General features: G+C 66.6%; 24 protein-coding genes. 17 read left to right on the top strand and 7 right to left on the bottom strand.

Annotated features, from left to right (window positions below; translation table 11 throughout):
* Positions 1-104: 104 nt before the first annotated feature.
* Both AWC14_RS09655 and AWC14_RS09650 read left to right on the top strand, forming a co-directional pair.
* On the top strand, positions 105-857 hold the full coding sequence (locus tag AWC14_RS09655) for an HD domain-containing protein (RefSeq protein WP_081968132.1): 753 nt from the start codon (positions 105-107) through the stop codon (positions 855-857).
* A 25-nt stretch (positions 858-882) separates the two neighbouring features.
* On the top strand, positions 883-1,410 hold the full coding sequence (locus AWC14_RS09650; protein WP_045378559.1) for a cupin domain-containing protein: 528 nt from the start codon (positions 883-885) through the stop codon (positions 1,408-1,410).
* A gap of 7 nt (positions 1,411-1,417) precedes the next feature.
* Here AWC14_RS09650 and AWC14_RS09645 read toward each other — a convergent pair whose 3' ends face one another.
* Positions 1,418-2,224 carry a GntR family transcriptional regulator gene (locus AWC14_RS09645; protein ID WP_045378557.1) on the bottom strand — a complete coding sequence of 269 codons (807 nt, stop codon included), beginning with the start codon at positions 2,222-2,224 and terminating at the stop codon, positions 1,418-1,420.
* Between the two features lie 47 nt (positions 2,225-2,271).
* On the opposite strand from AWC14_RS09645, the gene AWC14_RS09640 reads away from it, so the two are divergent.
* Both AWC14_RS09640 and AWC14_RS28955 read left to right on the top strand, forming a co-directional pair.
* Positions 2,272-3,159, top strand: a complete 888-nt coding sequence (locus tag AWC14_RS09640) for a class I SAM-dependent methyltransferase (RefSeq protein WP_045378554.1) — start codon at positions 2,272-2,274, stop codon at positions 3,157-3,159.
* Between the two features lie 205 nt (positions 3,160-3,364).
* Positions 3,365-3,802 (top strand): hypothetical protein, encoded by a 438-nt coding sequence (locus tag AWC14_RS28955; RefSeq protein ID WP_057003232.1) that lies wholly within the window; start codon positions 3,365-3,367, stop codon positions 3,800-3,802.
* Positions 3,803-3,810: 8 nt separating this feature from the next.
* Here AWC14_RS28955 and AWC14_RS09630 read toward each other — a convergent pair whose 3' ends face one another.
* Positions 3,811-4,254 (bottom strand): SRPBCC family protein, encoded by a 444-nt coding sequence (locus AWC14_RS09630; RefSeq protein WP_045382641.1) that lies wholly within the window; start codon positions 4,252-4,254, stop codon positions 3,811-3,813.
* A 74-nt stretch (positions 4,255-4,328) separates the two neighbouring features.
* On the opposite strand from AWC14_RS09630, the gene AWC14_RS09625 reads away from it, so the two are divergent.
* A complete protein-coding gene (locus AWC14_RS09625; protein WP_045382644.1) occupies positions 4,329-5,486 on the top strand; it encodes an LLM class flavin-dependent oxidoreductase in 1,158 nt (385 codons plus the stop codon).
* Between the two features lie 61 nt (positions 5,487-5,547).
* Here the strand turns inward: AWC14_RS09625 and aceA are convergent, their stop codons facing one another.
* The gene (gene aceA, locus AWC14_RS09620) at positions 5,548-7,851 is read right to left on the bottom strand and encodes an isocitrate lyase ICL2 (protein WP_045382646.1); all 2,304 of its coding nucleotides are present in this window, start codon (positions 7,849-7,851) and stop codon (positions 5,548-5,550) included.
* Between the two features lie 319 nt (positions 7,852-8,170).
* Between aceA and AWC14_RS09615 the strand changes: the two genes are divergently transcribed.
* Complete coding sequence (locus tag AWC14_RS09615) at positions 8,171-9,187, top strand: NADP-dependent oxidoreductase (RefSeq protein WP_045382648.1); 1,017 nt, start codon at positions 8,171-8,173, stop codon at positions 9,185-9,187.
* 7 nt (positions 9,188-9,194) lie between these two features.
* Here the strand turns inward: AWC14_RS09615 and AWC14_RS29530 are convergent, their stop codons facing one another.
* Entirely contained in the window at positions 9,195-9,689 is a 495-nt protein-coding gene (locus AWC14_RS29530; protein ID WP_235215991.1) for a hypothetical protein, read from the bottom strand.
* A 99-nt stretch (positions 9,690-9,788) separates the two neighbouring features.
* Between AWC14_RS29530 and AWC14_RS09605 the strand changes: the two genes are divergently transcribed.
* The 6 genes from AWC14_RS09605 to AWC14_RS09580 are packed head-to-tail and all read left to right on the top strand — an operon-like array spanning position 9,789 to position 15,239.
* Entirely contained in the window at positions 9,789-10,571 is a 783-nt protein-coding gene (locus AWC14_RS09605) for a hypothetical protein (protein ID WP_045382659.1), read from the top strand.
* 60 nt (positions 10,572-10,631) lie between these two features.
* Positions 10,632-10,979 (top strand): hypothetical protein, encoded by a 348-nt coding sequence (locus tag AWC14_RS09600; RefSeq protein WP_045382662.1) that lies wholly within the window; start codon positions 10,632-10,634, stop codon positions 10,977-10,979.
* A gap of 21 nt (positions 10,980-11,000) precedes the next feature.
* Positions 11,001-11,642, top strand: a complete 642-nt coding sequence (locus tag AWC14_RS09595; protein ID WP_045382665.1) for a hypothetical protein — start codon at positions 11,001-11,003, stop codon at positions 11,640-11,642.
* Entirely contained in the window at positions 11,642-12,502 is an 861-nt protein-coding gene (locus AWC14_RS09590; protein WP_045382668.1) for a helix-turn-helix domain-containing protein, read from the top strand. The genes AWC14_RS09595 and AWC14_RS09590 overlap by 1 nt, the downstream gene beginning before the upstream one ends.
* Positions 12,503-12,509: 7 nt before the next feature.
* Positions 12,510-13,331, top strand: coding sequence for an SAM-dependent methyltransferase (locus AWC14_RS09585; protein WP_045382671.1), 822 nt, complete (start codon positions 12,510-12,512; stop codon positions 13,329-13,331).
* Between the two features lie 60 nt (positions 13,332-13,391).
* The gene (locus tag AWC14_RS09580; RefSeq protein ID WP_045382674.1) at positions 13,392-15,239 is read left to right on the top strand and encodes a fatty acyl-AMP ligase; all 1,848 of its coding nucleotides are present in this window, start codon (positions 13,392-13,394) and stop codon (positions 15,237-15,239) included.
* Here the strand turns inward: AWC14_RS09580 and AWC14_RS09575 are convergent.
* Positions 15,214-15,813 (bottom strand): dihydrofolate reductase family protein, encoded by a 600-nt coding sequence (locus AWC14_RS09575; RefSeq protein WP_045382677.1) that lies wholly within the window; start codon positions 15,811-15,813, stop codon positions 15,214-15,216. The genes AWC14_RS09580 and AWC14_RS09575 overlap by 26 nt on opposite strands.
* A 154-nt stretch (positions 15,814-15,967) precedes the next feature.
* Between AWC14_RS09575 and AWC14_RS09570 the strand changes: the two genes are divergently transcribed.
* On the top strand, positions 15,968-16,969 hold the full coding sequence (locus AWC14_RS09570) for a sigma-70 family RNA polymerase sigma factor (RefSeq protein WP_142281647.1): 1,002 nt from the start codon (positions 15,968-15,970) through the stop codon (positions 16,967-16,969).
* A 7-nt stretch (positions 16,970-16,976) separates the two neighbouring features.
* Here AWC14_RS09570 and AWC14_RS09565 read toward each other — a convergent pair whose 3' ends face one another.
* Positions 16,977-18,080: an NAD(P)/FAD-dependent oxidoreductase gene (locus tag AWC14_RS09565; protein WP_081968250.1), complete on the bottom strand. Its 1,104-nt coding sequence runs from the start codon at positions 18,078-18,080 to the stop codon at positions 16,977-16,979.
* Positions 18,081-18,087: 7 nt separating this feature from the next.
* On the opposite strand from AWC14_RS09565, the gene tenA reads away from it, so the two are divergent.
* Positions 18,088-18,753: a thiaminase II gene (tenA, locus tag AWC14_RS09560; RefSeq protein ID WP_052425651.1), complete on the top strand. Its 666-nt coding sequence runs from the start codon at positions 18,088-18,090 to the stop codon at positions 18,751-18,753.
* Here the strand turns inward: tenA and AWC14_RS09555 are convergent.
* Positions 18,750-19,913, bottom strand: coding sequence for a glycosyltransferase (locus tag AWC14_RS09555; RefSeq protein WP_057003237.1), 1,164 nt, complete (start codon positions 19,911-19,913; stop codon positions 18,750-18,752). The genes tenA and AWC14_RS09555 overlap by 4 nt on opposite strands.
* Before the next feature lie 58 nt (positions 19,914-19,971).
* On the opposite strand from AWC14_RS09555, the gene AWC14_RS09550 reads away from it, so the two are divergent.
* From AWC14_RS09550 to AWC14_RS09540, 3 genes are all read left to right on the top strand, one after another.
* Entirely contained in the window at positions 19,972-20,973 is a 1,002-nt protein-coding gene (locus AWC14_RS09550) for a LacI family DNA-binding transcriptional regulator (RefSeq protein WP_057003231.1), read from the top strand.
* Positions 20,974-21,077: 104 nt separating this feature from the next.
* Positions 21,078-22,535: an aldehyde dehydrogenase family protein gene (locus AWC14_RS09545; RefSeq protein WP_057003230.1), complete on the top strand. Its 1,458-nt coding sequence runs from the start codon at positions 21,078-21,080 to the stop codon at positions 22,533-22,535.
* Between the two features lie 120 nt (positions 22,536-22,655).
* Positions 22,656-22,934, top strand: coding sequence for a hypothetical protein (locus AWC14_RS09540; RefSeq protein WP_045375288.1), 279 nt, complete (start codon positions 22,656-22,658; stop codon positions 22,932-22,934).
* The last annotated feature ends 69 nt before the right edge of the window (positions 22,935-23,003 follow it).

Raw genomic sequence — 23,003 nt, 5'->3', positions numbered from 1 at the left:
TCGCTTTTTGTGGGATAGACGGCTCATCAGTGATGGTCGGCCAGTGCTTGGCGACGCCAGACTGGCTCCAACGCGACCGCCACCACAATTTCGAGGAGTCCACCATGTCGTCGCGACGGGTATTGAGCAGCGGAGCATCGAGGGGCATCGGGCGCGCGGTGGCCGACCCGCCGGCCGACGACGGCCACGAACCCGTCGGCCTGGCCCGCACAGCGCTGTCGCAGAGCCGGATAGCCGGCATCACCATTCCCGATACGGCACTGGTACGTGAGACCACCGAATTCATTCGTGAGGCCGAAGACGACTTGCTGTTTCATCATTCTCGCCGGGTGTTTCTCTTCGGCGCGCTGCATGGCCACCGTCGCGGACTGCAACCGGATCTGGAATTGCTCTACGTCGCGGCAATGTTCCACGACCTGGGGCTGACTCAGCGCTACCGCACCTCCACTCTGCGCTTCGAGGTCGACGGGGCCGATGCGGCACGAGAGTTCTTGCTGCAGCGTGGCGTCGACGAGGCCGATGCCGACAAGGTGTGGCTGGGCATCGCTCTACACACCACACCGGGCATACCCGAGTGTCTCGATCCCGAAATCGCCTTGGTCACAGCGGGAGTCGAGACCGACGTGCTTGGTGCCGGGCTCGACGAGCTGTCGCCGGATGACCTCGCCGCGGTCATCTCCGCTCACCCGCGTCCGGACTTCAAAAACCGTATCCTGCGGGCATTCAACGACGGAATGATGCACCGCCCGCAAACCACCTACGGCACCATGAATGCCGACGTGCTCGCGCACTTCGACCCCACATTCGTCCGCGACAACATGGTCGCAGCCATCCTCAACAGCAGCTGGGCCGAATAGCAACGCCACAAAGGAGGGACCCGAGATGACCGATGTGTTGCGTCGCCACGTCACCGTGGTGCAACCAGGGCAGGGAGAAACGGTGGCGTTGCCCGGGTTTGGCGCGGTGTTCAAGCTGTTCAGCTTCGACAACGGCGGCGACGTGGCAATCGTCGAGCATCCATTCGAGGTTGGATCCATCACCGCGCCGCACCGGCACACCCGCGAGGACGAGCACTCGATCGTCATCGCGGGCAAGGTCGGCTTCCGCTCCGACGCCACCGAAGTTGTCCTTGGTCCCGGTGGCTACATCACGAAGCCGCGCGGGGAAATGCATGCGATGTGGAACGCGGGCAACGAGCCCGGTCGCATCATCGAAGTCATCACGCCAGGCGGGTTCGAGAACTACTTTCGCGAGCTCAGCGAATTGATGGCCGCACATCCGGCCGACGCCAAGCTGCACGAGCTGCCCGAATTCCTGGCCCTCGCGGCAAAATACGGGATCACCTACGGAACGCCGGACTGGCTGGACGATGTCATAGACCGATACGGACTCAAGCAGCCCACCCACTGACTCGTGGTCAGAAGGCGCGCAACAACTTTCCCAGGTGCTCGAGCGCCACGGGGAATTCGGATTCCGACGGCGTGCCGTAGCCGAGCACAAGCCCTTGTGCACCTTGGCTTTCGGAATGCCGGAACGGCGCCAGGCCGCTGAGCACGATGTGCCGCTTTTCCGCGGCCGCCAGTACCTCGGCCTCCGTGACGGCTTCGGGTAACGACACGACGGCATGCAGGCCGGCGGCGACGCCATGTACTGGCATCGCGGGCGCATGACGAGCGAGGTTGGCCAGCAAGGCATCCCGGCGCTGCCGATAGTGCCGGCGCATGAGCACTCCGCGCGCCCGGCCCAGGTACTGGGGCAGCACGGTGCGCAGCCGCAGTGAGCCCCGCGGATCCAGCGGCCCCAAATCCGTATGCGGCGTGACCTGGAAGGCCCGGCGCAGCGCGCGCAGCCATTCCACCCGGGGAAACATGCTCAGATCGGGGCGACCGAGGCGGAAATCGGCGACGATGTGCGGCGGGATCGGCGCGGCGACGCCCGGCGTGCGCAGCGCCGGGCCGCGGGCGACTTCGGTGGCAGCGCCTGCGCGGCTGCGCAGGTAACCCTCGGCTGCCAGTTGCGCGTAGGCCTCGACGACCGTTCCGCGCGCAACGCCGAGCTGAGCCGCGAGTGCCCGCGAGGACGGCAACCGTTCGCCCGCGGCTAATCGACCGTCCCGGATCGCTTGGCGCAGCGCATCCTCGAGCGCCGCGCGCCGGCCACGGCCCGGCGGCAGCTCGAGGTGCAAGTCGACGCCACCGAGCCAACTGGTCCACGAATCCGGCATCAAATTGGACCATACATCTGAACCGGTGATGTCGTAGCGTCGAGTCCATGGCCGGCCGTCGTCTGGACCGCAGGGCGAGTTTGACCGCACAGATCAACGCTGCCCAGCGGGCCGCGGAAACGCTGCAGCCGCGGGACCGGCGGCTTCTCGACGACCCGTACTCGCGCTATTTTGTCCACCACCCGGTATTGCGGGCGATGTTGGCGCACCGACTGCCGGCCGACGTCGGACTCCGGGTGTTCGATCGGCGGTGGGGCGGGCTGCACGCGCACATCGTGTTGCGAGTGCGCTATGCCGACGAGGTGTGCGAGGCGGCTATCCGCGACGGCGTCGACCAGATCGTGCTGCTCGGCGCCGGATTCGACACCACCAGCCTGCGGAAGGCCGACGCGTCGGTGACGATCTTCGAGGTCGACGCTCCGGCAACCCAAAAGGACAAGCGCCCGGTGACCGAACGATTGCTTCCGGCGTCAGCGGTTGCCGAAACCGTCTGGGTACCAAGCGATTTCGAAGAGAGCGTGCTGCAAAAGCGACTCATCGACAGCGGCTTCGTCCCGGCACGGCCCAGTGTCGTCGTGTGGCTCGGCGTGAGCCCATATCTGACCCGGCACGCGATCGACACCACGCTGGGCGACCTGGCCGCGCTGTGCGCGCCCGGCAGCCGGCTCGTCCTCGACTACATCGATGCCAACGTCGTGGCGGCACGTCCCCGCTGGGAAAGTGCCCGTCGAGTGGCCCGCTTGGTGGCGCGACGCGGCGAGCCGTACCGCAGCGGCTTCACCGCCACCGAGCTGGATGCGCTGTTGGCGGCCCACGGGTTCAAGGGCGCCGATCACGCGACGGTGTCTTCGCTTTTGCGGCGTTACGACCCCCAGAGCAAGCGCAGGCTCGCCGACGACGACTGGCTTGGAATCGCTACCGCCCAGCGCATCTGACGCCACACCTGGCGAATTTGCTTGTGGCACAAGGCTCACGGGTCAGCGTTTGCTGACCATCATTGAACGTGGTTGATCGGCAAACAGCGCAGCCAAAGTGCGATAGAAACAGATCGCCGGTATCACGTTTTGTTCTCGCACATCGCGGGTACAGACAGCCCGGCTTGAATTGACAGTGCGAGCTACAGACGAGAGTGAGGGCCTGATGAAATCCCAACCGAGAATCGCATTCGCGCTGTTCGGCGGTGCCGCCGTGCTTTCGCTGGCAGTCGGATGTGGCGGCGGCGAAAAGGGTGGGCCGACATCCACCACAACCACGACAACAACGACGACGACGACGAGCGTGAGCTTGATTCCGCCGTCGTCGGCACCGGCACCTGCCCCCGGCGGTCCCGGTGGCGGCGGAGGCGTCCCCGGTGGTCCGACCGGTGGCGGCGGCCCAGGTGGCGGCGGCGGAAGCATCCCCGGCGGGCCCACCGGTGGCGGCGGCCCAGGTGGCGGCGGCGGAAGCATCCCCGGCGGGCCGACGGGCGGCGGAGGCCCCGGCGGTGGCGGCGGTCAGATTCCCGGCGTCGGTGGCGGCGGTGGCGGGCCGGGCGGCGGCGGCGGTTGCATCGGCAACGTCTGCGGCGGGTGGCCGTGATCGGGGCGCTACTTGTTCTTCTTGACCTCGAGGACGCGCTGACGTAATCCCTCCGTCGCGGTGTCCATCAGGCCCTTCGACCCCTGTTTGACCAGGAATCCCGGCACCGGTATGACGGGATCGACGGTGAGCTCGAAGCGGACGCGGGTCGAGTCGCCCTGCGGCGTGAGGGTGTAGCGCGCGTCTTGAGCGCGTTGCTGTTTCGAGCTGGCCAACGTCCAGCTCACCCCGTCGTCGTGCACGGTGTAATCGAGCACCTGCTCGTCACTGATGCCCACGATCTTCACGACCTGCCGGGACTTGGTGGGATGCCCTTGGTCGTCGCGCTCGAGTACTTCCACTTCCTGATGCGTCGGGGACCACTCGGTCAGCGACTCGAGGTCGAACAACACATCCATGATCTCCTCGGGCGTCGCCTCGATGACAACCTCACGGGACTCGGTGATAGCCATCCCGAGAACATAGCCGCCGCCGCAGTTTCCGAAACGGCCGCCCGGGAAGCGGGCACCCGGTTTAGGGTTCGGCCATGGCCAAGCTCAGGTTCGGATATTTCATCGCACCGTTTCACCGCGCCGGCACCAACCCCACACTGGCGCTGCAACGTGACCTGGAGTTCATCGAACACCTCGACGCGCTGGGCTTCGACGAGGTGTGGATCGGCGAGCACCACTCGGCGGGCAGCGAGATCATCAGCTCACCGGAGATCTTCATCGCCGCGGCCGCGCAACGCGCACAACGGATCCGGTTCGGCACCGGCGTCATCTCGCTCGCCTATCACAATCCGCTGTGGGTCGCCGACCGGCTCATGCTGCTCGACCACCTCACCCACGGCCGGGTGATCGGCGGAATGGGACCGGGCTCGCTGCCGACCGATTCCGCGATGATCGGGCTGAATCCCACCGACACCCGCGAGCTTCTCGAAACCAACCTCGACATCGTCGTGCGGCTGCTGGCGGGGGAGACGGTCAGCGCCAAGACCGCCACCCACGAGTTGTTCGACGCCCGGCTGCAGCTCGCCCCGTATTCCGACGGCGGCATCCCGCTGGCGGTCGCCGCCGTCGCGTCGCCGACCGGCGCGCGGTTGGCCGGCAAGCACGGCATCGGCCTGTTGTCGATCGGCGCGACGCTGACCATCGAAGGCTTCGACGCCCTGGCCTACCACTGGGGCATTGTCGAAGAGCGCGCCGCGGCCTTCGGGACGCACGTCGACCGCGGCAACTGGAGCCTCGTCGGGCCCTTCCACATCGCCGAAACGGACGAACAGGCCCGCGCCGACGTGAAATTCGGCATCGAGCCCTGGTTCCACTACTTCCAGAAGGTGGCAGCGTTCCCGCAGATGACCATGCCGGGGGATCGGCTCGACGAGATGATCGACATCATCAACGATAACGGCGCGGGGGTCATCGGCACTCCGGAGCGGGCCCGGGCCCAGGTGCAGCGGCTGTGGGACCAATCCGGCGGATTCGGCTGCATGCTGCAGATGGGCCACGAGTGGGCGAATCCGGCGGCGACCAAGCGTTCCGCGGAACTGTTCGCCGCCGAAGTGATGCCGCATTTCCAGGGTCAGGCGCAACCGACCCTCGATGCCGCCGCGCGAGCCAGCGATGTACGAGAAGGCTTGGCCCAGACCCAACTTCAGGCCATCGACCACATGACCAAGAAATACCAGGACGAAATCCGCTGAGCAGACGCAGAATCGCACGAGCTGAAGCCCGTGCGTGCGATTCTGCGTCTGCTCGCGCTGGCTAGTCTTCCTTGCGGATCAGCCGCCACAGCGCCTCACGGTCGGGCGCTAGCAGCTCTTCGATGCGCGGATGGTTCACCTCGGCGACGATGATCTCGCCGACCTCTTGGTGAACGTCGCTGAAGATGCCGTGCGACTTCATCTTTTCGGTCTGGTAGAGGTTGTCCTCGGTCGGCGTGACGTAGTGCACCCAGTCGGCCTTGAATCGGGTCACCAGCCAGAGATGGATCAAGGTCATCAAGCGCTTCTGGCGCAGCTTCTCTTCGAAGGTGTTCTGGTCGCGCACCGTCAGGATGTTGACCTCGCGCCGGTCCTGGAACTGGCCGAAGATCACGTTGGCGAGCCGCTCCTCGGCGTCGCTTCCTTCTCGGTAGATGACCAGCTCGAGCAGCTCGGAGCCGGCGCGCTGCGGGCGCAGCTGTACACGCAGCTTCTCGCCGAGCTGGTAGTGCTCGCTCCACATCGCCAGCCACTCCTCCAGCAGCTTCTTCGGCACCTCGGTCTGCACGAGGTGCTGGTGCTGGGTGGAGCCCTTGCCCATCGCCTTGGTGGTGGCCGTGCGCCCCGACGAGGCGAGTAGCGCCGCGTCGCTGCGCGGCCCGCCGACCAGGGTTTGCGGTGTGCGGTACGGCGATTCGACCAGACGCAGCTGGCGCTGCAGGCGGGCCAACGCCAGCATGCCGTCCTGGCGCAGCGAGGTGGCGAACTCTTCGGCGGCGAGGCCGTCGATCTGGTGGCCGCCGTAGGTGATGAAGTTGAAGACGAACCCCAACTTGCCGAGTTCTTCTGGGAAGGCCCGCATCTCCTCGTCGGTCATGCCGGTGGTGTCCCAGTTGAACGACGGCGAGAGGTTATAGGCGAGCATCTGGTCCGGGTAAACGGCGTGGATCGCCTCGGCGAACTCCCGGGCGTCGGCCAGGTCCGCCGTCTTGGTCTCCATCCACAACAGGTCCGCAAACGGCGCTGCCGCAAGCGATTTGGCGATCGCATACGGGATGCCGCCCCGCACTTGGTAATAGCCTTCGGGGGTCTTCGCCAGCTCGCAGTCCCACCGGGCGTCGGCGCCCAATTCCCTGGCCTTCTGCCGCGCTGTGTAAAGCGAGGCAGTAGCAGCGAACTCGCGCCATTCGGCGGCGCTCATGTCGCGGGCTTCGTCTTCACTCTCGGCGAATTCGAGCACCTCTGCCACGGCCTCGCCGTAGGTCATCAACCCCGCGTCGTCTTCCCAGACGTCGACGAAGCGCGCCTCGACCTTGTCGTAGAGGGCGTCGAGCGATTGGTGGGTGCCGTTCTGCTGCCACTTACCGGCCGCCTCGGCGATCAGGTCGGCGATGCCGCGGCGTTCCAGCCAGGCGTCGGCGGCGGCGTACTCGCCGTCGGGCAGCGCGTAGAGCAGGTGACCGTTGAGCTCCTTGACCCCCAGCTCGTAGAAGCGGCGCATCATCGCCAGGAAACACGCCTTGTACGAGGGAATCTTCACGTTGGTGGCACCGAGCAGGAACGGCTGATCGCGCTCGTCGGCGCGGCTGTCGATCAGGTTGCCCGCCTCGGCGTCGGTGCGCGCGACGATGATCCCGGGCACCCGCATCACGTCGAGCTGGAAGCGGGCGGTGTTGAGCCGCTTGATCTGTTCGTCGGACGGCACCAGGACCTTGCCGCCCTGATGGCCGCACTTCTTGGTGCCGGGGCGCTGGTCTTCGATGTGATATCCGGGCACGCCGGCCTCGACGAAGCGGCGGATCAGGTTGCGGACATGTGGATCGCCGCCGTGGCCGGTGTCGGCGTCGGCGATGATGAACGGCCGGAAGTCGACGGCGGGGGTGGCGGCCCGCTCGGCTTCGCTCATCCGCTGGCGCAGGTACTCCTGGTTGCGGTCGGCGGTCAGCAGGGCGCGCACCAGGCCGGCGGCCTCCTCCGGCACCTGGCTCAGCGGGTAGCTGGCCAGGTCGGGCCCCGGGTCCTCGGTCGTGGAACCCTTCGCGGACGTCGCCCAACCCCCGAGGTAAATGCCCTCGATGCCCATCCGCTTCATGGTCACGGCCTGCCCCGGCGAATAGGGGCCGAACGTGGTGATGCTCTTGCGTTGGGCGAACAGCTCGCGCAGGCGCTGGTAGAACGCCTCCGCTGCCCGTCTGGCGACGGTGTAGTCGGTGGGGATCGTGCCGCGCTGCTCTACGACCTGGCGGGCGGTGTAAAGACGAGTGATGCCGTCGAAGCGCGGGCTGTCGAAGTACCGCTGGGTGGCTGCGACATCGTCGTCGAACGGGGTGCGGGTCTCGGTGTCCGCTTCGATGGTGGTGGCCATGGTTTTACGCTCCTGTTCAGCGCGATTCCCCCCAGACGACACGAGTCTAGCCCCGGCGGGTTGTCCTGCCTGTTGTTTCGTCGGATACCCGCAAGCGCCGCGGATTTCACGGTTCCGCCTCAATCGGGTTCGCTATAAAGCCCGCCCACCAAAATCGCCGTGGGCCTGCAAAACCTTTGGCGTACAAGCGAGTAGACCTATCGGGTGCTCTCCCCGCAATACCGTTCACCGCTGGGGCAGTACCCCGATGTCAGCGCCGCAACACTAAGAAAATCCTGGCTTTTTACGGGTCGCGCTGCGCCTTGGGTAGGTTCGCAGCGTGCCCGACCTCACCAACCGCCAGATCCTGCTCCGCCGCCGCCCGACCGGTCTGGTACTGCCCGAGGACACCGAGCTTGTCAGCTCGCCGGCGCCCGAACCGGCTGACGGCGAGGCGCTGGTCCGCACCACCTACGTGGGAATCGACGCCGCAGCCCGAACGTGGCTCAACGACCAGCCGGGCTATCTGCCGCCGGTCCAGCTGGGCGAGGTCATCCGGGCGGCCGGGATCGGCGAGGTGGTGAAGACGCGCTGCGACGCCTATGCCGTCGGCGACGTGGTGACCACGCTGACGGGCTTTCAGGAGTACGTGATCGTGCGCGACGACGTGTTCACCACACCAGTCCCGGGGCCGGACGTCGACCAACTCGCGGTGATGTCGGTCTACGGCCCGACCGGCGCTACCGCTTACTTCGGCATGACCGGTATCGGCCGGCCCCAGCCGGGCGAGACGGTGGTGGTCTCCGCCGCAGGGGGCGCCACGGGCTCGGTGGCGGGGCAGATCGCCAAGATCGCCGGCGCGCGGGTGGTCGGTATTGCGGGCGGCCCCGAGAAGTGCCGGGCGGTGGTGGAGGACTTCGGGTTCGACGCATGCATCGACTACCGCGCGGGCGACCTGCCGGCGGCACTCAAGCAGCACTGTCCCCGGGGCGTCGACGTCTACTTCGACAATGTCGGCGGGCCGATCCTCGACGCAGTGCTGGGCCGGCTGGCGCCCAAGGCGCGAGTCGTGCTGTGCGGCGTCATCTCCAGCTACCTGACCGGTGAGCATCCGGGCCCGGCGAACTACGTCAACCTGCTGTCCAAAACGGCGCTGATGCAAGGGTTTAACGCGCTCGACGAGTGGGGCCGCTTCGACGAGGCCTTCGCCGCGTTACGGCAATGGGAGCAACAAGGCCTGCTCAAGCACCGCGAGACCGTCTACGAGGGCATCGAGTCGTGCGTCGACGCCCTCAACGGTCTCTTCACCGGGGCCAACATCGGCAAGATGCTCGTCAAGGTTGGCGAGCCGGGCTGACCGGCGCTCAAATCCACACGTAGAGGCGGGGATTGGCGCCGCGGCGCGGTTCGTCGCGCGCGAACGAAACCGGTTTTTCGAGCCCGGCGAGTTTGACGCTGATGGCCCCCGAATCGGCCGACACGGCGACGATCGTGCCCAGGTCGTATCTGCGCTCGTCGTCCCACCGGATCGCCGCGCGATGCCCCAGATGGTGCACCGAGACGTCCTCGGGTGCGACTTCGGTGGGCCCTGCCGGCAACGGCTCAGCGCTCAGCTGGTCGACGGGCGCTCCCGCTTCCGAATCGTCGGACCACGCCCGGTCATTGCCGAAGTACTCCACGTCGTCGCTGCGTTGAAGTCGTTCCAGCCGGGACTTGGTCTTCTGCGAGTCGGCGGGATCTTCGACCCAGAGCTTCCAGCCTTTCGGCGGCGGTGGCCAGGACGGATCCGGCGACCAGTCGGGTGGCGGCACCCAACCCTCGGGCGGCATGGGCCAGTTCGGCGGAGGGTTGTATCGCATCGACAATCGCCCTCCCGGGTAAAGAGTTCGAACCCCACCAACGATAGCCGAGCGCGGACGCGGCGCCGCTCATCAGGAGCCGCCATACACTGACCCATCGTGGGAATTCTGGTCGGCCTCGCGCCGTGGATCGTCTATTGGGTACTTGTCGCCAACGTCCCGTTCGCCGTTTCGGCGTTGGTCGCATTGGCGGTCGCCGTCGCCGGCTGGGCGCTCGGGCGGGCAGCAAGAGGCCCTGGAGGCACGCTTGAAATCGGGGCTGTCGGAACGTTTGTGGTGCTAGCGGCTCTCACGTTCACGATGAGCCAGTCTTTCGATGAGCGATGGCTGCAGCCGCTGAGCAACGCAGCACTGTTCGCCGTAGCGCTGGCCGGAGTGCTGATCGGCAAGCCGCTCGTCGCCGAGGCCGTCCGAGTAGACCAGTCTGCCGACGCGGTGACAACCGCGGCATTCGGCCGGGCCGGCGCGCTGCTCACCTGGATGTGGGTTGCGGTGTTCGCCGCCATGACGGTGTCGACAGTGCTCCCGTCGCTTGTCTCGGCAGACGCCACGATTGTCGACTCGACGCGGCCCTTGTCCTTCGTCTGGTACTGGGTCGTCCCGCTCACGCTCTTGGCGCTGGCGGCCATTGCGTCGAACATCCTGTTCACCAGAATGACCAGCGTGTCCGGCGATGTCGCGCGTAAGACGACGTTCGTGGCCTATGACGAAGCGACGATCGACGAGCTGTATTACCTGGCTCAAGAACACGTCAAGCGTGAAGTCGGCGCCGGCAAGGAGGCCTACGACATCAAAGTCGGGGGATTGGGGACACCGTTGGTGGGGGACGACTCCAAAAAATCGTGGCCGGCGACCTACAAGGTCCGCGAGCGTCGGGGCTGACCAGCCGACGCGGCCACTACGGCTGTTCCGCGACGGCCCTGTCGCATTAAAGTGATCGCTATGACGGCCTCGTCCAACCTGTGGGACGGGGGACACGCGTCACTCAGCCGCAGACGGGCTCGACGGATGAGTCGGCGTTTCGCCGGGGTCGGCGTCGGAATTCCGGCGTCGCGGCTCCAGGAGATCGCCGCCGGTGCGCCCTTCCTCTCCGACGAACTGGTCGACGTCAACTTTGCGCTCGCCGCGACCGAGCTCATGCGCGAGCAGCGTCATGCGAGGTTGAAGCGCAGGCGACGCGACGTCATCCATTGGCTGATCGTCGTCGGTCTGGTGCTGGCCTCCCTGAACCTGCTCATGTGCATGGCCTACGTCTTCATCACTCTGGTCATGCACGAGTCGCCGTTGTGACGTCGGTGGCATCCTGGCCATGTGGGTTTGCTGTTCCGGTTGGCCGAGTTCCTCATTCTGGCGCTGCCGCTGGCCGGGATGATCATTGCGGCGGTCAAAGCGTTCACCCGGGCACGAGAACAAGGCGGCCGGCCAGAGCCTAGGGAACCCGGCACTGCCAACCCGGCAGCCCGGTGGCGGTCGCTGACCCGGGTCATAGCGGAGCACGACCGAACGGATACGCGCTGGCTGGAATACGAACTGGACTTCGCCAAGCTTCTGGAATTCCCACTCATGACCGACATGCGCCACCCGCTGACGATCGCATTCCACAAGGCGAAGCTTCGGGCTGATCTGCTGCGACCGGCCAAAGCCGAGGATCTGCTCGACGACAGCGACACGGCCGGCCGCTACCTGGCCGCTGTCGAAGACTACGTGACCGCGTTCAATATCGCCGAAGCAGAGGCAAAACGCCTGCGCCGCAACAACTTTTCCCGAGACGAGCAGCAGCGCATTGCGCGCGCCGAAAACCTGTTGCGGGTGGCATCGGACGCCGCCGCGACGCCACAGGAGCGCCAGAACGCCTACGACGTTGCCCGCAAGGAGCTCGACGGTCTCATCGTGTTGCCGGCCTCGACTCAGGCGAGCATCGAGCGCGGAATCTCCGGGCAGATAGACGGTTGATGACCGCCGGACCGCAGCTGCATCGGCCCCGGCCGCCCCTGACCGACTACCTCGACTACTTCGGGTACTGGGCGCGCGACACGGGCGGCCCGCACCGGAGTCGGGCGCTGCCACGCGGAGCGGCCACCATCGTCGTCGATGTCAGTGGCCGCTCGTGGGTCGACTTCTATGCCGCCGACGGCCACACCAGGCTGGACGTGCCGCCGGCGTTCATCGCCGGCGCCGGCGTCGCCTCGTATGTGACCCGCATCGACGCCGCACAGACGGTCATGACGGTCCACTTCCGGCCCGGTGGTGCGCTACCGTTCACGGGAATCCCGTTGGGGGAGTTGGAGAATTCCTGCATCGGTCTGTCCGAGCTGTGGGGAAACGACGCAACGGTGTTGCGGGAGCGGCTGGTCGAGGCTTCCTCGGCAGTGTCCCGGATTGCATTGTTGGAGTCGTTCCTGCTGGGTTGCATGCTGTGTGACGGTCGTCAGCACCATCCGGGTCTGGCCGCCGTGCTGGGCCGAGTCGAGCACAACCCGTCGCTGCGGGTCGCCAATGTCCTTGAGCTGACCGGACTTTCACCGAAGCGGCTCACAGCTCTGTTTCGCACGGAGGTAGGTCTGGCGCCGAAGGCATATCTGCGGGTGCGACGATTGCAGGCCGCTCTGAAACGGCTCAATGCCGGCGAGGCGCGGGGCGCGACTATTGCGGCCGATCTGGGCTACTTCGATCAGGCGCACTTCGTGCGCGAGTTTCGGTCCTTCACTGCGCTGTCCCCCAGCCAGTACGCGCACCGCCGGTCCTGGTTGCCCAGCCACGTCGAACTCGCCGGACCAAAATTTACAAGCCAGACAACGGTCAAACCCAGATGATTGCCGCATGGACACCACACGCAAGGCAGTGGCCGATACGGCGCTATTGGTAGCAGCCATCCGCGCCGACGAATCCACCCGCGACGACAGGCTTTTCAGCGATCCGTTCGCAGCCAAATTGGCGGGGGAGACGGGGCGCAAGCTGCTCGAAGCAGCGCTTGCCGCATCCGGTGAACAGTCCACCATGCAGATCGTGGTCCGCACCCGGTTCTGGGACGAGGCCGTGCTGCGGGCCGCGCGGGAGGCCAGGCAGGTCGTCATCCTGGCGGCGGGAATGGATGCCCGCGCCTACCGATTGCCCTGGCCGGACGACACGACGGTCTACGAGGTGGACCAGCCCGAGGTGATCGCGGCCAAAGCGGAACTGCTTGCCGACGACCAGCCGCGCTGTCGGCGGGTGGCCGTCGGCGTCGACCTGGCCGACGATTGGCCCGGCGCCCTGCAGTCGGCGGGCTTCGATCCGGAGACGCCGACGGCCTGGTTGATCGAAGGCCTGCTGCAATACCTCGACGAAACCGCCGTGCGCACACTGTTCGAGCGCGTGCACGCGTTGTCTGCGCCCAATTCTGTGTTGCTGTATGACGTGGTCGGCAAGACCCTGCTGGACTCGCCGATGATGGCGCCGGTTCGCGAGGCTATGGCGCAACAAGGTTCGCCGTGGCTGTTCGCCACCGACCAGCCCGCCGAGTTGGCCGGCCGCCTGGGCTGGTCTGCCACCGTGACCGACGTCGCCGAGCCGGGCAATAAATGGAACCGGTGGTACGCGCCCGTCACGCCGATGGATGTGCCGGATGTGCCGCGAGGCTATTTCGTCGAAGCGCGGCGGTGATTCGCGCCACGGCTTCCCCTGAGCGAGCTCAAAGTGGCTGTGCGTCAATAAACTGCTGGTATGGGTCGAGGCATCCCGCGGCAATCCGTGACCGGTCAGGGCTTGCTGCAGATCGAGGACTGCCTGGACGCCGATGGCGGCATCGCGCTGCCGGCGGATGTCAACCTGATTTCGCTGATCGACCGCAACATCGCCAACGTCGGGGACGCGGTCGCGTACCGCTACCTCGACTACACCCGCTCGAATGAGGGACAGGCCGTCGAACTGACCTGGACTCAATTCGGTGTGCGACTGCGAGCCATTGGTGCACGCCTGCAACAAGCCGCCGACCAGGGCGACCGGGTGGCCGTCCTCGCGCCGCAGGGCCTCGACTACGTGGCCGGGTTCTACGCCGCGGTCAAGGCGGGAACCATCGCGGTGCCGTTGTTCGCGCCGGAACTTCCCGGCCATGCCGAACGCCTCGACATCGCGCTTCGCGACGCCCGGCCGACCGTGGTCCTGACGACAGCCGCGGCGACCGACTCCGTCGAGGCGTTTCTGGCGACGCTTCCGCGCGGCCAACATCCGCAAGTGCTGGTCATCGATCAGATACCCGACTCGGCGGCCGAGGCGTTCGTTCCTGTCAGCCTCGAAATCGACGCCATTTCGCACCTGCAGTACACGTCCGGGTCGACGCGGCCGCCGGTTGGCGTCGAGGTCACACACCGGGCGGTGGGCACAAACCTGATACAGATGATCCTGTCGATCGACCTCTTGGACCGAAACACCCACGGCGTCAGCTGGTTACCGCTCTACCACGACATGGGCCTCTCGATGATCGGCTTCCCGGCGGTGTACGGCGGGCACTCGACACTGATGTCGCCGACTGCGTTTGTCCGTCGGCCGCAGCGCTGGATTCATGCGATGTCGGCCGAGTCGCGGCACAGCCGAGTGGTCACCGCGGCGCCGAACTTCGCCTACGAGTGGACCGCACAGCGCGGCTTGCCCGCCCCGGGCGAGGACGTCGACCTGAGCAACGTCGTGCTGATCATCGGCTCCGAACCGGTCAGCATCGAGGCGATGACCGCGTTCAACGAGGCGTTCGCGCCGTACGGATTACCGCGCACCGCGTTCAAGCCCTCGTACGGGATGGCGGAGGCAACGTTGTTCATCTCGACCACCGATCCGGATACGCAAGCGTCGGTGGTGTATCTCGACCGCGAGCAATTGGGCGCCGGTCATGCCGTGCGAGTCGCGGCAGACGCGCCCAACGCGGTGGCGCAGGTGTCCTGCGGCCGGATCGCCCGCAGCCAGTGGGCCGTGATCGTCAACCCGGACACCGGCGAGGAACTGCCCGACGGTGAAGTGGGCGAAATCTGGTTGCAGGGCAACAACATCGGCCGGGGTTACTGGGGACGACCCGACGAAACGCGGGCGGCCTTCGGTGCCACCCTGCGGGCCCGGCTTCCACAAGGCAGCCACGCCGACGGCTCACGCGACGACGGCACCTGGCTGCGCAGCGGGGATCTGGGCATGTATCTCGACGGGGAGCTCTACGTCATCGGCCGAATCGTCGATCTGGTGACCGTCGACGGCCGCAACCACTATCCGCAGGACATCGAAGCCACCGCTGCCGAGGCGTCGCCGACGGTGCGGAAAGGTTACGTGGTGGCCTTCACTGTGCCGGCGAACGACGACGACAGCGCCACTCGTTTGGTGATCATCGCCGAACGCGCGGCGGGCACCGGGCGCGGTGATCCGCAGCCGGCAATCGAGGCCATCCGGAAAGCGGTGACACACCGGCACGGCCTGACCGTCTCCGACGTGCGCATCGTTCCCGCCGGTGCAATCCCTCGCACCACCAGCGGCAAGCTGGCCCGCCGGGCCTGCCGCGCCGAATATCTCAGCGGCGCACTGGGCGTGCCGTAGTCAAGGTGTTACGAGCGGGCCGGTAGGTCAACAGGACCATCTGGTCGTCGACGGTCCGGATGCCGGTGAGGCGCATGGGTTTTGGGTCTCCGATCCGTGTGAAGAGCCGCTCTCCGGCACCGAGGACCACCGGCACGATTGTCAGCCGCATCTCGTCGACGAGGTCGTGCGCGAGCAGCGTGTGCAAGAGCTGGAAACTGGCATAGACGACGATGTCCCCGGCGACTTCTTGCTTCAGCTTCGAGACCGCTTTCGCCACTTCACCCCTGAGCACGCTGGTGTTGGTCCATTCCGGATCGTGCAAGGTCGACGACACGACGTGTTTGGGCAAGCTGTTCAGCCGGTCTGCCAAATCACCACGCCGCCGTGGCCACCGCTGCGCGAACCACTCGTAGCTTCGCCGCCCGAACAGCAGGGCCTCGGCAGCCAGCGCCTCGTCGAACTTGACCTTGCTGAGCTCGTCGTGATCCAAGACCTTGCCGACCCAGCCGCCGACTACGAAGCCTTCTTGTCCGTCAGGGTCCTGGATGACCCCGTCGAGCGAGACGAACTCGCTCATGACGAGCTTTCCCATTGGGGGCGCCTCCTTCTGCTGGGTTTGTCCGACTACCGATGTAGACACCGCGAGATCGGGGTGTTGGGCGCCGCCCGATCGCCCAATTCACCTCTCGGCCGGTGTCCATACGAGGTAGAAGTAGCTGGCGAGCGGCGGGACGGAGGTCATGCGGGTGGTGCGCGACGACCTGATGTCCATGGCCCGAGCCGGTGACCGCGATGCATTCCGCGAGGTGACCGAGCCGCACCGCCGAGAGCTGTTGGTGCACTGCTACCGGATGCTCGGCTCCTTCCAGGATGCCGAGGATGCGCTTCAGGACACGCTGGTTGCCGCCTGGCAAGCCCTGGCAGGTTTCCAGGAACGGTCCTCGTTTCGCACTTGGCTCTACCGGATCGCCACCAACCGATGCCTGAACATGCGCCGGTCTGCTTCCCGGCGCCCGGCCAAGGAGTGGAACGTGCCCGGTGTCGTGCCGCCCGAACCGACCCGGCTGGGCGAGATCGTCTGGCTTGAGCCGCTGCCGGACGTCATGCTCGACTTCGATGTGGCGGGCAGCCCCGAAGCCCAGTACGAGCAGAGGGAATCGATTTCGTTGGCGTTCGTGACCGCCCTTCAGTCGCTGCCGCCCCGGCAGGTCGCTGTGCTGATCCTGCGCGACGTCCTCGGATTCGGGGCGGGCGAGGTGGCCCAGATGCTGGACTCGACCGTCGACGCCGCCAACAGCGCACTCAAGCGGGCGCGCGCCGGTCTGCGCCGTCGACAGCTCGGGGGTGATCGCGAACCACCTCCGGCGGCGCACTCGGCCGCGGAGGATGCGGTCGTCGCGAAATTCGTCCGTGCCTGGGAGTCAGCCGATCTCGAGGCGCTGGTGGAGCTTCTGACCGACGACGTTTTTGTCTCGATGCCACCGATGCCGTTCGAGTATGAAGGCCGCGGCGTCGTTACGTCGTTCTGCGCCAGCATCTTCCGCTCCGAGCGGAGGTTCGACCTGGTGCCGACGCGCGCAAATGGACAGCCGGCGTTCGGGGCCTACTTGCGCGGCGGCAACGGCATCAGCCACGGCGTGGGCCTCTATGTCCTGACACTTGCCGGCGAGCGGATCTGCGCGATGACCCGCTTCGAAAACAATGTGCTCCGGTCATTCGGGCTACCGCGCTGGATCCGCAGCCGATAGCCCGGGCTCAGCGGGCGCCCAGCTTGGCGTCGGGCCGCAGCTCGTCGAGCAGGCCGTCACCCGTCGCTGCGGCCGCAAGCGCGCGGCCGAGCGCCGGTGCGTGCTTGTAAAGATTATGTCCTGCAACGAAATACATCCCGTCGGCCTCCCAGACGCCCACACCGTCTGAGCCCCAGGGCAATTCGGTGACCCAGCAATGCCGGACGTCGACGGGCCTGGGATCAAGGCCGGGCAGAGCACGTTCGACGTAACCGGTTGCCCGCTCCGCAAGCTGGGCCAGGGCCGCCGGATCCAGCAGGCCACCGTCGGGCGCATCGACATAGTCGCTGAGCCCGACGGCGTAACGGCCGTTGCCGGGCTCCGCCGCCGCGTAGATGCCGGTCTCCCCGAATGCGCCGCTGCCGTCCTGCAGGCATGCCAGCGTGGGCGGTGGTCCGCCACGGACGTCATAGGTCAGGCGCACATGGGCGCCGGTGCGGACCGGCAAGGCCAGCCCGACCCCGCGGGCAAGCGCAGCGGTGCCGCGCCCGGCGCACACCACCACGCTGCCGTGTTCGGCGGTCACACCGCCGGCGCGAACCTCGACCGTGCCGTCCGGCGTGGGGCGCACGAGTAACACCTCGTCAGCAACCAACTCGCCGGGGAGCGCGGCGGTGAGCGCAGCGATCGCCGCCGTCGTGCGAATCGAGCCGCCGCGCTCGTCGAGAACCGCGGCACCGTCGAAGTCGCCGAGAATGGGCAGCCGCTCGCGCAGCTCGCCGGCGTCGATGCGGCTAACGGCGAGCCCACCCACGTCGTGCATGACGTCGAGGCGGCGCTCGGCGGACGGCCCCATCGCCACCACGCCGTCCCCAGAGACCAATTCGACCCCGAACCGATCGCCCCACTCGTCCCAGATCAGCCGGCTCGACTTGGCGAGGGCAACCAGGCGGGGATCGTCGTGGGCATGCCGGAAGATGCGTGACTGGCCGCCCGATTGACCCTGCCCTGGCACGCCGCGCTCGTAGACGGTCACCGAAACCCCGCGCTCGGTCAGCGCGGCGGCGGTGGCCAACCCGACAATTCCGGCGCCGATCACCCCGACATCGCTGCGGTGCACACCTGGAATCATCGCAGGAGTGAGGCGAGATGGCTGGACCGGACGACTGTGGGCCGAGGCAGCCGGCATATACGCCGCGATCCGGGATCACCCATTCCTGGCCGGCCTCACCGACGGCCGGCTCGACCCGGCGGCTTTCGCCCACTACGTGGTGCAGGACGCGTACTACTTAAATGATTTCGCGCGGACGCTGGCGGTCGTCGGCAGCAAGGCGCCCACCCTGGCGGGCGTCGGCATGTTCGCGCGGCACGCCGCCGCCACCGTCGACGTCGAACTGGCGCTGCACGAATCGCTGCTGCCCGAACTCGGCATCGACAACCCCGATACCGTTCCGGTTGCGCCGACGACCCGCGTCTACACCAGTTATCTGCTGGCCACCGGGTACGGCGGCAGCTTCGCCGACGGGCTGGCGGCGGTGTTGCCGTGTTACTGGATCTACGCCGAGGTGGGTACGGAGCTGGTCACCCGGGGCTCGCCGGACCCGCGCTATCAACGGTGGATCGACACGTATGCCGACGAGCAGTATCAGACCTTGGTTGACGAGGTGCTGACCCTGGCCGACGGGGTCGGCGCGACGTTGGGTGCCGCCGAAGAGGCTCGCGCGCGGGAGCATTTCGCCACCGCCGCACGCTACGAGTGGATGTTCTTCGACGCCGCATGGCGACGCGAAGTGTGGCCCGTCTAATGCTGGCGGGCAGCGCGTTCCAGGAGATCGGCGGCCCGGGCGACGCTTTCGGCAGGCGTGCTCATCTGGCTGGCCACCTCGGCAGCCCGGCTGGCGTATTGCGGCGTGAGGACGGCACGCAGGTCCGCGACCAGCGATTCCTTGGTGGTGGATGAAAACTGGCGCGCCAAGCCAATTTTCAGCTGTTCGACACCAGCTGCCCACATGGGCTGATCCAGCCAGTGCCAGAGGATCAATGTCGGAATTCCCGCCCGCACGCCGGCGGCCGTGGTGCCGGCACCCCCGTGGTGAACGACGGCGCGGCAGACGGGAAGCACGGCAGCGTGATTCACTGCGCGCACGATCTGCACGTGTTCGGGATGCGGAATATCGCTGAAGTCGTTGGCGCCCCCGCATATCAACGCCCGTTCGCCCAACTGCCTGCACGCCGCGCCGATCATGTCGACCAGGTCGGCGGGGGAGGCGATCGGCGTGCTGCCGAAGCCGAAGTAGATCGGCGCCGTTCCGGCCGCAATCCAGGACAAGACCTTGTCGTCCTCGTCCGTCGGCAACCCCAGCGTCAGCGCGCCGACGAAGGGCCGTCGGTCGTCGCGTTCCACCCATTCGGTCGCCGGCCCGGGCAGACAAAGCTGGTCGTAGGCCTGGATTTCCAGCGATATGCGTCCTGTCGCTTCCGCCAGCCCCAGCGCACGGCGTTGGGCCTCTTCGGCCGCCTTCGTGATCGGCGCGTACAGCGGGCCCGACGACCATATCCGGGCCGGGAAGAAGTGCAGCGCAGCCAGCGGAATGCCTTGGTACTCCGCGACATTGGCGGCGAGAGCTTGCTCGTTCATTCCCGCCAGGAGCAGGTCGGCGCCGTCGGCCAAGGACGTCAGCGTCGTGCTCTTGTCCAACCAGGCCCGGGTAACCCGCTCGGCAACGTCGGCCAACGCAATGATCGGATTCTGTACCTGGCGAAGGAAATCCGTGGCCGCGTTGGTCTGCTCCCGGGTGTCCTGCCCGTAGGCGACCGTGGCAAGCCCCACCGACGCGGCGAAGCCGAGCATGTCGGGCGGAACCGCCATACGGACGTCGTGACCGCGCCGCGTTAACTCTGTGCCGACGGCCAGGCAGGGCTCGATATCCCCGCGACTCCCGTAGCCGGCCAGTACGAATCTCATCGGGCGCAACATAACCCGCGGTGGTGCCGGATGGCATGTCGGCGTGCCACGATGAGGCATGGCTGATCCGGACGGTGAGGCACCGAATGTAGCCAAAGCCGCGCGCCCCACGCACGCCGACGTGGCCCGTCTGGCGAGCGTGTCGACCGCGACGGTCAGCTATGTCCTGAACAATTCCGAAGGCCGGCGCATCTCCTCGCGCACCCGCGAGGCGGTCTACCGGGCGGCTGAGCAGCTGGGCTACCGGCCCCACGTCGCCGCGCGCAATCTCGCCAGCGGCAAGAGCGGGGTGGTCTTGTATGTGGTGCCGCGGGTGGCGGTGGGCGAGATGCCGATGCAGGCGGGCAGCCGGATGACCACCGAACTGGCCCGCCGCGGTTTGCTGCAGGTGCAGATCTTCGAGACCGAGGACGATCAGCACGTCATCGACGCGGTCGACAGCCTCGACCCGATTGCCGTCACCAGCCTGTTCCCGCTGAGCGAGGATGCACGCGGCGCGGTGGACGCCGCCAATGTGCCCTTGATCGAGATCGGGACGCTGCCCGCCCTCGGTGATCCTCATTTGTCGGTCGGCGCGCTTCGCGTCGAGCACTTGGTCTCCCGTGGGCACCGCAAGATCGCGTTTGCTTACACCGCGATCGCCAAATGGCGTGCGCTGGGCGACTATTGGCTGGAGGGTGTTGCCCGCGCCGCGCGAGCGCAGAAACTTCCGCCGATCAGCGTCGACGATGTCACCGTCGACAATGCGGCCGACGTCGTGACGCGCTGGGTAAGTGCCGGCGTGACCGCGGTGTGCGCGCAAAGCGACGAGATCGCCTGCCTGGTGCTCTACGGCATTCGTGAGGCGGGACTGCGCTGCCCGGCCGACCTCGCCGTGATGGGCGTGGACGCCAATCCCGTGGGGGAATTCAGCACGCCGCCGCTGACCACGGTGGAGTTCAACCCAGTTGCGGTGGCCGACGCCGCCATCGCGGCTGTCCTCGCCAAACTGGGCTATCCGGCCCCGCCGGCTCCGCAGCCCACCGACGTCGCTCACCTGATCGTGCGGTCATCCACGTAGCCTGGACATCCGTTGGTTAAGCGCATAACCTACGGCCTGGCGATCCCCGATAGAACGGGCGCCCCGAAACCAAGACATCGCAATGACGCGAGAAGGGGAGACCTATGACGGTCCAGGATGTGCTCGACGAGATTCGTAAACGACCGGGCACCGGCGAGGTAATTCCGGTCATCGATCCCGCCACCGAAGAGCAGCTCACCGAGTTCACCGATTGCGGCCCCGAGGCCGTCGACGAGGCGGTGGCGCGGGCGAAGGCGACCGCCGAATCGGGGGTGTGGTCGGGCATGGCCGACTACGACCGGGCCCGGGTGCTGTGGCGGATCGCCGACCTGATCGACGAGAACGCGAACATCCTCGCCGAACTGGAATCCGTCAACGCCGGCATCCCGCCGGCCCAGGCGCAGATCATCACCAAAGTCGGGTCCGAATGGTTCCGGTACTACGCCGGCTGGTGCACCAAGATCGACGGCATCGCACGCGACGTGAACACCGGCGGGCTGACCGGCATCGAATCGCACCAGCACGTCTACACGCTGCGCGAGCCCTACGGGGTGGTCGGGCTGATCTTCCCGTGGAACGGCCCAGTGTTCAACTTCTGCGCCAAGCTGGCGCCCTCGCTGGCCGCGGGCTGCAGCAGCGTGGTCAAACCCGCCGAGGAGACCCCGCTGTCGGCGCTCGTGTTGGACCGGATCCTGGCCGAGGCCGGCGTGCCGGAGGGCGTCGTCAACTTACTGCTGGGCTACGGGCACACCGCGGGTGCGGCGATCACGGCGCACCCCGACGTCGAAAAGGTCGCCTTCACCGGGTCGACCGAGGTCGGCCGCGAAATCGTGCACGCCTCCGCCAGCAGCAACCTCAACAAGGTCACGCTGGAGCTCGGCGGCAAGTCACCGGTGCTGATCTTCGATGACGCGGACCTGGATATGGCCATCACGGTGGCGTCGTTCGGCACGTTCATCCACTCCGGCCAGGCCTGTGTGTGCGGATCTCGCGTGTTCGCCCAGCGTGGCGTCTACGAGCGGGTCGTGGAAGGGATCGCCAACATGGCCAACACCATGCAACTCGGTGGCCCCAAGGAAGAGGGCGCCGTGATCGGCCCGCTGATCAGTCAAAAGCAGCTCAACCGCGTCTTGGGCTACCTCGACCAGGGCAAAGCCGACGGCGTCGAGCTGGTCACCGGCGGGCACCGGCTGGATCGGAAGGGATACTTCGTGCACCCGACCGTCGTCACCAACGTCGACCCCGACACAAGCCGGCTATTCCAGGAGGAGATCTTCGGCCCCGTGGTCACGATCCTGCCGTTCGACGACGACGACGAAGCGGTGGCCCTGGCCAACAACAGCACCTACGGGTTGGCTGCGACGGCATGGACGCGCGACCTCGGCCGGGCGCACCGGTTGGCCAAACGGCTCAAGGCCGGAACGGTCGGGCTGAACTGCCAGATGCAGTTCGACCACTCCATGCCCTTTGGCGGATACAAGCAATCCGGTTGGGGGTACGAATCGGGCAAGGCGGGTATCGAGACCTACCTGCAAACCAAGATCGTGTGGGCGCAAATGTAGCCCGGCTCGGGTGAAAGCCTTCTGAATCAACGAAGTTCGTCCCTGAACAGGCGAAGCGCGTTTGTAATCAGGCGCATCGGTGTATAAGTGGTTACCACGTCGATTCAGGAAGGCCCCACGATGAAGCCAATTGCAGCCGTTGCGATCGCGATCGCCGCGCTCTTGTTCAGCGGGTGCTCTGCCTCGCAGATCGTCAACACCGGTGGCGATACAAAATGCAAGGACTTCACCACGCAGGACGAGAAGAAGCAAAACGAAGAGATCAGCAAAATGCTCAAGGACAAGAACGGCACTGATCCGACCGGTATAGAGCTCACGGCGACGCGCCTGTCGGCGACGACGTACTGCCAGACGATCGGCAAGCCGGACAGCAAGATATCGGAAGCGCCCCACGGCTGAGCGCCATTGCTCCACTTCGCTAGTCAGCTAGCGGATTACGTATCGAGATGATCACAGGTGCATACCGAT

Source organism: Mycobacterium kyorinense (genome assembly GCF_002101735.1).
Classification (GTDB): domain Bacteria; phylum Actinomycetota; class Actinomycetes; order Mycobacteriales; family Mycobacteriaceae; genus Mycobacterium; species Mycobacterium kyorinense.
The sequence above is the reverse complement of the archived record's forward strand: the minus strand, read 5'-3'. Positions and strand labels throughout refer to the sequence as shown.